General features: G+C 47.4%; 9 protein-coding genes and 1 pseudogene. 8 read left to right on the top strand and 2 right to left on the bottom strand.

All coding sequences use genetic code 11. The annotated features are described in order from the left end of the window. Nucleotides 1-134 (top strand): annotated as a pseudogene (locus Q0R17_RS00755) (IS701 family transposase); the annotation flags it as partial. On the opposite strand, the gene Q0R17_RS00750 reads toward Q0R17_RS00755, so the two are convergent. Then, nucleotides 111-473, bottom strand: a complete 363-nt coding sequence (locus tag Q0R17_RS00750; protein ID WP_293931077.1) for a hypothetical protein — start codon at nucleotides 471-473, stop codon at nucleotides 111-113. The pseudogene Q0R17_RS00755 and the gene Q0R17_RS00750 overlap by 24 nt on opposite strands. 629 nt (nucleotides 474-1,102) lie before the next feature. On the opposite strand from Q0R17_RS00750, the gene Q0R17_RS00745 reads away from it, so the two are divergent. The 6 genes from Q0R17_RS00745 to Q0R17_RS00720 all read left to right on the top strand — a co-directional run bounded on the left by Q0R17_RS00745 (nucleotide 1,103) and on the right by Q0R17_RS00720 (nucleotide 8,139). Next, on the top strand, nucleotides 1,103-3,964 hold the full coding sequence (locus tag Q0R17_RS00745; RefSeq protein WP_293931074.1) for a ribonucleoside-diphosphate reductase subunit alpha: 2,862 nt from the start codon (nucleotides 1,103-1,105) through the stop codon (nucleotides 3,962-3,964). A 124-nt stretch (nucleotides 3,965-4,088) separates the two neighbouring features. Then, the gene (locus Q0R17_RS00740; protein ID WP_293931072.1) at nucleotides 4,089-5,117 is read left to right on the top strand and encodes an adenosine deaminase; all 1,029 of its coding nucleotides are present in this window, start codon (nucleotides 4,089-4,091) and stop codon (nucleotides 5,115-5,117) included. Then, entirely contained in the window at nucleotides 5,114-5,671 is a 558-nt protein-coding gene (locus Q0R17_RS00735) for a hypothetical protein (protein WP_293931070.1), read from the top strand. Before Q0R17_RS00740 ends, Q0R17_RS00735 begins: the two co-directional genes overlap by 4 nt. Nucleotides 5,672-5,682: 11 nt before the next feature. Continuing rightward, entirely contained in the window at nucleotides 5,683-6,237 is a 555-nt protein-coding gene (locus Q0R17_RS00730) for a hypothetical protein (protein WP_293931068.1), read from the top strand. Nucleotides 6,238-6,271: 34 nt separating this feature from the next. After that, entirely contained in the window at nucleotides 6,272-7,354 is a 1,083-nt protein-coding gene (locus tag Q0R17_RS00725) for a ribonucleotide-diphosphate reductase subunit beta (protein ID WP_293931066.1), read from the top strand. Nucleotides 7,355-7,416: 62 nt separating this feature from the next. Continuing rightward, nucleotides 7,417-8,139 carry a DUF2971 domain-containing protein gene (locus Q0R17_RS00720; RefSeq protein ID WP_293931064.1) on the top strand — a complete coding sequence of 241 codons (723 nt, stop codon included), beginning with the start codon at nucleotides 7,417-7,419 and terminating at the stop codon, nucleotides 8,137-8,139. A 930-nt stretch (nucleotides 8,140-9,069) separates the two neighbouring features. Here Q0R17_RS00720 and Q0R17_RS00715 read toward each other — a convergent pair. Then, nucleotides 9,070-9,585, bottom strand: a complete 516-nt coding sequence (locus Q0R17_RS00715; RefSeq protein ID WP_293931062.1) for a DNA-binding protein — start codon at nucleotides 9,583-9,585, stop codon at nucleotides 9,070-9,072. 218 nt (nucleotides 9,586-9,803) lie between these two features. Between Q0R17_RS00715 and Q0R17_RS20020 the strand changes: the two genes are divergently transcribed. Further along, a partial coding sequence (locus Q0R17_RS20020) for a transcriptional regulator (protein WP_374759844.1) occupies nucleotides 9,804-9,973 on the top strand: 170 nt, incomplete at its 3' end.

Here is a 9,973-nt window from a genome sequence, read left to right as displayed (position 1 = left end):
CGATTTACGCGGTGTTCAAGCTAGAAAGCTTAAAGATCAAGCACAAAGCTAACCACTTTGCGCTACGCGCCAAGCTCTATATCAAAGCAACCCAGCAGGCCTTGGTGGAACTACAAAACCTGCGGGCTGCGTAACATCAGTGAAATAAGTTTGAAGCTAAGCTCTACACCGCCTAAAAAAACCTGCTTGATGCCGGAAAAACCCTGGCCTGTTACGGTAAGGCTTTGGTTTTCTGTTGCTTCAAGCGGGCTGATGTTTTCAACAGTAAATGTTGTTGTGGGTGGCAGGGTACTGACTGCTGGTGTAGAGGCGGCTGTGGCGGGCGTGTTGTTGGTGCCAGGCTCTGAGGAGCCACCACCGCCACATGCGCTAACGGCCAGCAAAACACTGAGGCTGATTGATTTTTTGCTGAGTAATTTAATATTTTGAAAAACAGCAGCTTGTTTTTTACGCTTAACAGAGGAAGAAAGCACGATGGTGAGTTGTCCGGAAAAGAAAACGAGAGCTGGCTTAGAGCGGAATAGGGCAGGCCTGATGCTTGCCTATTCTATTGGAATCAAACGGTCATTTAAGTACGGCAAACTATGTAAGCATATTCTGATATATGCAAATTAAATACAAGTAAAATTCAAAGAGCCCTGCTTTGAAAACGAGTAAGGGCTAAAAAAAGTGACTTTGCTCAGGAGGGTAAAGCGGGGTGGTTACGCTGCGGGTTGTATCGCCTAGGGCGGCTTAAAAACGCCGGATGATTGTTTATTAGGCAATCTGCTGCTGCGCAGCTTGGTGCTGATCTATTGGTGGCAATCTGCGGCTTTTAGGCTGTGCGTAACAGGGGAATTATGCTTATTTTGCGACAGGTGCTTTTTTAAGAACGCGTCAAAACCGCATAAATACACGGCTTTGCTGGAGCTGCGTTTTTACCCCAGCTAGTTGTACATTTTCTCCTTTGCTAGTCGCTTGCCTAACTTGGCTAAAGACACTAGTATTTGTGTTAACTCTTCTTGATGAACACTACATATAGTGTTTCTCCACAAGAAATCCACAGAATTATCCACAGCAAGACGTGCGCGCCTTGCCTGCCCACTACACTAATGAGAGCCCTATGACCGATAGCGTTAATACTGCTCAAAATCACAGCAGCTATGCCGATTACAAAACCATTCGCCGTGATGGATCGGTGGTGCCTTTTGCGCCGAACAAAATCACCGTAGCAGTGACCAAAACCTTTATCGCTGTGCTTGGTAGCGATGCCGCGTCTAGTACCGCTGTACGTCAAAAAGCCATCTTGCTGACCGAATCCGTTGTATCGGCGCTGATGCGTCGTAAGCCAGAGGGTGGCGCGATTCATATTGAAGATATCCAAGATCAAGTAGAGCTAGCGCTGATGCGTGCCGGTGAGCACGATGTGGCCCGCGCCTATGTGTTGTATCGTGAAGAGCGCAGCAAAGAGCGTCATGCACGCTTTGAGCCAGAGCATCACCACGCCATCAATGTGCTTTATGCCGATGGCAGCAGCCGTCCGCTGGATTTGGCGCAGCTTAAAGAGCTGATCGCCTCTTGCTGCAAGGGCTTGGAAAGCACCACCGATCAAGCCGCTATCTTGGCAGAAACCTTAAAGAATGTTTACGATGGCGTACCGGCGGAAGAAGTTCGCCGTGCTTTAATTATGTCGTCGCGTCAGCTGATTGAAAAAGATCCTGCATATAGCTTTGTTACTGCTCGCCTCTTGCTGAATAATTTGCGCTCAGAAGTCTTGGGCAAAGAAATTAGCCATGAAGAAATGGCCGATCGTTATGTGAGCTATTTCCCACAGTTTATTAAGCGCGGTATCGATGCAGAGCTGCTGGATGAAAACCTAGCTCAGTACGATTTAGCCAAATTAGGCGCAGCGCTGGATCATAGCCGTGATTACCAATTTGGCTACCTTGGCCTGCAAACCCTGTACGATCGTTATTTCTTGCATATCGAAGACAGCCGTATCGAGCTGCCACAAAGCTTCTTTATGCGCGTAGCGATGGGCTTGGCGATGAATGAAATCAACCGCGAAGAGCGTGCGATCGAGTTCTACAACGTCTTGTCTAGCTTCGATTTTATGAGCTCCACCCCAACGCTATTTAACGCCGGTAGCCGTCGTAGCCAGCTTTCTAGCTGCTACCTCACCACCGTGTCTGATGATCTAGAAGGCATTTACGAAGCGCTGAAAGAAAACGCGCTGCTGTCTAAATATGCCGGTGGTTTGGGTAACGATTGGACACCTGTGCGCTCGTTGGGCAGCCATATCAAGGGCACCAATGGTAAGTCTCAAGGGATTGTGCCTTTCCTGAAAGTGGTGAATGACACCGCCGTAGCAGTTAACCAAGGCGGCAAGCGTAAGGGTGCGGTGTGCGCTTACCTTGAAACTTGGCACGCAGATATCGAAGAATTCCTCGAAATGCGTAAGAACACCGGTGATGATCGTCGCCGCACGCATGATATGAATACCGCCAACTGGATTCCTGATTTATTCATGAAGCGCGTGATGCAGGGCGCGGATTGGACATTATTTAGCCCATCCGAAGCGCCAGATTTGCACGATAAATTTGGTAAAGACTTTGAAAAAGCCTACGTGGCTTACGAAGCAAAAGCCGCCCGTGGCGAAATGAAAATCGCTAAGAAGATTCCTGCGCTGGGCTTATGGCGCAAGATGCTTTCTATGCTGTTTGAAACTGGCCATCCTTGGATCACTTTTAAAGATCCTTGCAATATCCGCAGCCCGCAGCAACACGTTGGCGTGGTGCATAGCTCGAATCTATGTACAGAAATCACCCTGAACACCAACGAGAACGAAATTGCGGTATGTAATTTGGGCTCGGTCAACTTGGTGAACCACATCAAGAACGGCGAACTCGATACCAATAAATTGTCCCGCACCATCAAAACCGCGATGCGCATGCTGGATAACGTGATCGACATTAATTTCTACCCAGTGCGTAAAGCGCGTGAATCCAATCTGAAGCATCGCCCGGTGGGTATGGGCATTATGGGCTTCCAAGATTGCTTACATATGTTGCGCCTGCCTTACGGCTCGGATGCAGCGGTTGAGTTTGCCGATCTATCGATGGAAACCGTGGCTTACCACGCTTACTGGGCATCCACCGAGCTGGCAAAAGAGCGCGGCACCTACCCAAGCTACAAGGGCAGCCTGTGGGATCGTGGCATCTTGCCGCAAGATTCGATCAAATTGCTGGCAGAAGAGCGCGGTGGCTATCTGGAAATGGATACCAGCTCACGCTTAGATTGGACACAGCTGCGTGAACACGTACGCAACCACGGTATGCGCAACTCAAACTGCTTGGCGATTGCGCCAACGGCAACGATTGCCAACATCATCGGCGTATCGGCGTGTATCGAGCCAACTTACCAAAACTTGTTCGTAAAATCGAACTTGTCAGGTGAGTTCACCGTGGTGAATGAATACTTGGTGCGTGATCTAAAAGAGCGCGGTTTGTGGGATGCCGTGATGATTTCTGATCTGAAGTTCTTTGACGGCTCGGTGTCTAAAGTAGAGCGCATTCCGCAGGACTTGCGTGACTTGTACGCAACGGCGTTTGAAGTGGATCCAAGCTGGTTGGTTGAATGCGCATCGCGCCGCCAAAAGTGGATCGACCAAGGCCAATCGCTCAATCTTTACTTGGCTGGTGCATCAGGCAAAAAACTAGACGAGCTGTACAAATTTGCATGGTTGCGTGGCCTAAAAACCACTTACTACCTCCGCACCATGGCAGCCACGGCCGCAGAGAAATCCACCGGCAGCGGTGGTGAGCTGAATGCCGTAGCGGTAGACGGTGGCTACACCCAATCATCTGCAGCCGGTGCCAACTCGATCAGCGCCACACCAACCATGGCAGCGATTGATGCAGAGCTACCAGCAACGGATATGAAATTCTGCTCGATTGATAATCCAGAGTGCGAGAGCTGCCAGTAAACATGTAGGGTGGGCACTTGTGCCCACGCGCGATGCCCAGTTTGAGTATCGCGTATCCACCGCGTGGGCAAGGTAAAGCGCTTTGCCCACCCTACAATACCGAAAAAAACACCTTGAGAGTCAAATGACCGAAGCCCTGCACCCTGTCGATCAACTGATCCTCGCCTTACCCAAAACCGAGCTGCATCTGCATATTGAAGGCACTTTAGAGCCTGAGATGATGTTTGCGCTGGCTCGCAAAAATGGCATCCAGCTGCCATACGCCAGTGTAGAAGAAGTACGCGCGGCCTATTGTTTTGATAATCTGCAATCATTTTTAGATTTGTACTACGCCGGTGCCAGCGTACTGATTACCGAAGAAGATTTTTACGATTTGACTTGGGCGTATTGCGAGCGCGCTTACAGTGATCATATTGTGCATACCGAAATCTTTTTTGATCCGCAAACCCACACCGCACGTGGCATTGATATTGGCGTGGTGATTCGTGGTATTACCCGCGCTTTAAATGATGCCACCGATAAGCTGGGGATTAGCTCTAAACTGATTTTATGCTTTTTACGCCATCTTTCTGAAGCAGAAGGCAGGGCCACCTTGGATGCCGCGCTGCCTTATCTGGCGCAAATCGACGGCGTGGGCTTGGATTCCAGCGAGCTGGGCCATCCACCTGCCAAATTCCAAAAATTATTTAAGCGTTGCCGCGATCTAGGCCTGCCTGCTGTGGCCCATGCCGGTGAAGAAGGCCCAGCCTCTTATATTACCGAAGCCCTTGATGTATTGGGTGCGCGGCGTATTGATCATGGCGTGCGCTGCACTGACGATGCCACTCTTGTGGTGCGCCTAGCCACCGAGCGTATTCCGCTCACCGTTTGCCCGCTTTCCAATTTAAAACTTTGCGTAGTGGATGATCTGGCCCAACATAATTTACGTAATTTGTTGGCAGCAGGGCTATGCGCGATGGTGAATTCTGACGATCCAGCGTATTTTGGCGGCTATCTAAACGCTAATTTATTGGCTTGCCGCGCCGCGATGGATCTATCTGCGAGTGAAATTATTCAACTGATTAACCACAGCTTTGAGGCCTCTTGGCTGCCAGACGCGGATAAAGCCCGCTGGCGCGCCGAAGTATTGCGCATTGCTTGCATCGCCAAGTGAGTTTACTTAGCCGTTGCTTGCAAGCTTTTACCGCTGTTGCTAGCGCCTTAGCAGCCGCTTGCAGCCCGCAAAATACGTTGCAAATAGAAAATGGCCGCTTACAAGCGCCCACAGGTCAAGGCTATGTGGTGCTGGCTTTAACGCTGCAATCGCTCTCCCCAGATCAGGCAGATTTACAAGTTGAGCTGCTGGGGGCTAATAGCCGCCATAGCTTACGCGCGGATATCAGCCGCGATAGTATCGTTGGCCCTGCTGGTGAAGTACGCGGCCGCTTGTGGGTTATGCCGCTGGCCGCAGGCAGCTATACGTTGAGCCAAGCTTGGGGTAATTGGGCTGCAAAAGGCGCAAATGGCCGAGGTGGGCAAAAGCATTTTCAGCTGGATCGGCATTTCAAAATTGCTGCGGGTGAGGTGCTGTATTTGGGTGAGATCAGCGCCCAACTTCATTTTGCTGCAACATTGGCGTATAGCGATCAATCCACGCGCGATTTTTATCAACTTAAGCAATGGGGTGTGCAAGATACAAGCCAGATTGCCACCCGCTTATTGCAGTAAAGGGTTGTCATATGTTTAAAGGTTTATTACTGAGCGTTGCGCTGCTATTAAATGGCTGTGCAATTGCGCCGATTGCGGTGGTGCAAGGCAAGCTGAGCCCTCCGCCAGAGCAGGCTTACGCTATTGTCTCTTTAACCCTGAATTCTTTTGATCAAGATAGCGCTTCTGCTTGGCTGCGTTTACAAGGCCCTAAAGGCAATGTTGATTTAAACGCCAGCATCCTAACCGATACCATTGCCGCACCGGCTAAAAATGCCATCGGTAAATTACATGTGCTGGCTTTGGCCCCCGGTGAATACACCGCTGAGCAAGCGGTGGGTGATTGGTCTTACACCGCCGCTGGCTGGCCACAGCAGCGCCACGATCTGCTACCAATGGGTAAAAGTTTTACGGTAAAGGCGGGGGAGGTGGTTTACCTCGGCGAAGTGCATCTTGCGCTGAGCTTTCAATCCAGCCTTAAGCTGAGCGATCAACATGTGCGTGATTTTTACGCGCTGGGCCAGCAGTACGGCATTCAAGATTTATCCAATATTCAAACTCGCTTACTGAGTAATACAGACCAGTAAGCATCAACATTAGTACGGAAAGACGGGACTTTATATGCTTAATTTTGACGACGAAACCACGACCCCAGCCACTGCCATTAATCTGGATGCCGCTACCGCCAAGCGCGTCAATGCCTCAGACAAACGCGTAATTAACGGCACTACCGATGTTAACCAGCTGGTGCCGTTTAAGCATAAATGGGCATGGGAAAAATACTTGGCGCAGTGTGCAAACCACTGGATGCCGCAAGAAGTCAACATGCAGCGTGATATTGAGCTTTGGAAAAGCCCGAACGGCTTGACCGACGACGAGCGCCGTTTGGTCAAACGCAATCTGGGTTTCTTTGTTACCGCTGACAGCCTTGCTGCTAATAACATCGTTTTGGGTACTTACCGCCAGATCACCTCGCCAGAATGCCGTCAGTTTTTACTGCGTCAGGCTTTCGACGAAGCCATCCATACCCACGCCTATCAATACATTGTTGAATCTTTGGGTTTGGACGAGGGCGAAGTCTTTAACGCCTACAACGAAGTGGCTTCGATCCGAGATAAAGATGAATTCCTGATTCCATTTATCAATATCCTGACCGATCCAAGCTTTAAAACTGGAACGCTAGAAACAGATCAGCAATTGCTGCGCTCCATCATTGTGTTCGCCTGCATTATGGAAGGCCTGTTCTTCTACGTGGGCTTTGTGCAAATTCTGGCGCTGGGCCGCCAGAACAAAATGACCGGCGCTGCTGAGCAATACCAATACATCCTGCGCGATGAATCCATGCACTGCAATTTTGGTATTGATTTGATCAACACTATCAAAATGGAAAACCCACAGCTTTGGACTGAAGAATTCAAAGCCGAAATTTACGGCCTATTCAAGCGCGGCGTAGAGCTGGAATACGCCTACGCCGAAGACACCATGCCCCGTGGCGTGCTTGGCTTGAATGCATCGCAATTCAAAGAATACCTACGCTTTATTGCGAATCGCCGCTTGCAACAAATTGGCCTAGAGCCAATGTTCCCGGGGGTGACTAATCCATTCCCATGGATGAGTGAGATGATTGATTTGAAGAAAGAGAAGAATTTCTTTGAGACTCGCGTGACGGAGTATCAGACGGGTGGGGCGTTGAGCTGGGATTGAGTTTTGATATTTAATTGATTAAAAGGTCGCCTTTGGGCGGCCTTTTTGATGTGGGGTGTTTGATGTTATATAAATACACGAAAATTGATAAAAATTTAAGTTCTATTTTGGTTGATGGTTTTATTTTTGCTGCATCACCAAATATATTAAATGATCCTTTTGAGGCTAGAATTTGTTTTAGTGAGCAGAATGAAAATGAATATTTTAAGGGTGAGTCTGATGCTTCTGTTAGAGAAGCAGAAGAAAAAGCACTTTTTGAATTAAATGAAAAAATAAGAATTGCTTCTTTTTCTAAAGATAAGAACAATCAATTGTTGTGGTCTTTGTATGCAGACTCTCACAAAGGAATATGTATTGGTATTGAAGACTCAAATAATGTTCTTTCGCTTTCTAAGGACGTTGAGTATGCGACTGATTATCCAGTATTTCATTATGATAGGGATGAGAGTATTGGAGAGTTTGATATAAAAATCTTATTAACCAAAGCTAAAGCGTGGAAGTACGAAGAAGAGAGAAGGCTTGTTATGTGGGATGATGACAAGGAATGGATTAATGAGAAATTAAGATCTAATGATTGTTTGGAAACAAAATTCGAGAAGATTAATAATTTAGGGACTAAGTGTCATTTTGGAGCTCAGAATATTGATTCTGTAATTCTCGGGGCGAAAATATCAGATAAACATAAAAATAGTGTTTTATTAATGTTGGCACAATCTGATGTTGTTATATTTCAAGCAAAAATAAGTAGAGGTAAATATGAGCTGGAATATGAGTTATGTAATTAGGAAAGAATGCATATTAGATAATAATTGCTATTAACTTCTTGTTTGGTAGGTTGGGCATGTTTTATTTGCCCAACGTGCAATGGTAAATAGGTAGCTTTGCTGAATAAATCGCCTAAGTTGGCCTGTTTTTTCTGAAATATATTGAATTGATGTTTGGTTTGATCCGCATTTATTTAGTGCCTTCGGCACGTTGATTTTGGAGCGGTAGCCACCGCGGGGGCGTTCTTTTCTTGAACGGCCAAGAAAAGAACCAAAAGAAGGCCGCCCCACGAAGCACGAAGGCCCCTCACTGCGGATAATCGGCTCGGCGAAAAAGGCTGCGCGCTCGCTGCCTCGCTGTGGGGTGCCACTCACTTCTACATTGGGGAGCTAGACAAAAAAATAGCGTGAAACCTAATATCCAAGCGGCTTTGGTCGTATTTATGCGGGGAAAGCAGGTTTTGCACAGAATGATAATTTTTGAGCGCAGATTAGCCAAAAATGAGCGTATTTTGCTTAGGTGTGATCCTAATGTAGTTACATATGGGTAGCCATCTCTGCGGGAGCCTATTCTTTTCTTATGCAAATGGCTGGATTTTTTAGCGGCAAGTTTACGACTGATTCTTAATTTAGATGCATGGGTAAACGCTGTAGATTGTTTTGCCCTTAGATGCGCCTTTAATATGGACTTAGCCTTAGCTCTAGCGAGATAGAGTTCTGTTTTGGAAGGTATGATCACAGAGTCGTCATCACAGCTGCAGCTATCTAGTTTGCTCTTTAAGTGCTCATTCTCATTGAATAAGCCCCCTAACAATGAAGCTAATGCCAAAACTTCTAAATGTTCATCATGTGTTGGCGTATTCAAAACAAAGCTTCATGCAAGAAAAGCGCGAATTATAAGAGTTTGTACTTACTTTTACCCAGCCGTTTATCTAGTAAATATTCATATTACTAAGCGACCATCGTTTTTTTAATTACGTCTGCTAAATCCTCAAGTTCAGCGGTCTTTCCCATCCTCTTTCTTGCCAGCATAAAACGATAGGCAGCTTCGGTAACGTCATGCTCTTGCTGGCTATTCATAGATACCTTGTACATTTTCGCAAACATCTGCACAGCACCTGAGCAAATAGCCCATGTGCGCGGCTCTTCAACAGCCTTCCCATCTGAAATTCTGATTACTTTCTGCTCTGAAAGTGGCGTTTTTGTATCTGTTCTAGCTAGATAATTATCAAGCACTTTTAGGCTTTCTTCAGGCGTCATGCCCTGCTTGGCAATGATTTCAGCCCTCACATAAGCTGGCACCTCAAACTCACGACGGACCCCGCCACGCCCCCCAAAGCCTGCCACATCCTTATGTGGCCATGCCTCTCTTGTTGCTCTGCGATATACGTTTTCTCTCGTCGCAGGCAAAGATGGCAGCTTTAAATCCGCCAACTCTGCTGCGGAGTAATAATCTTTGATAGTCATGATGAAACCTTGCATGTGACGATATCATGTGACGAACAAACAAAAACAAGGCAAGCAAATAAGTAACTAAAAATCAATGACTTAGTAATAAACACAAGAAAAGATTACATCTTTCCTTGTGTGATGCTTGACTGGTGACGTCACAACAACTAAAGTCACAACTGTTAAACACAAACGCACGAATTAACCCCCTAAAAAATCCAGCCTGGCAGGGCTGGATGGGGACGGAGGAGATGATGACTAAACGCTGGCACCCAGAAGACATTAAGGCCGCAGTGCGTAAAAAAGGCACTTCACTCACTGAACTGGCGCGAAACAAGGGGCTTGCACCAGGCAGTGTACGAAACGCCTCTCGCAATCCATCACGCGCTGCCGAGTTAGTTATTGC

Source organism: Iodobacter sp., from assembly GCF_025352645.1.
Taxonomy (GTDB): Bacteria; Pseudomonadota; Gammaproteobacteria; order Burkholderiales; family Chitinibacteraceae; genus Iodobacter.
Note: the sequence above shows the minus strand (reverse complement) of the source record. Positions and strands in the feature narration are given on the sequence as shown.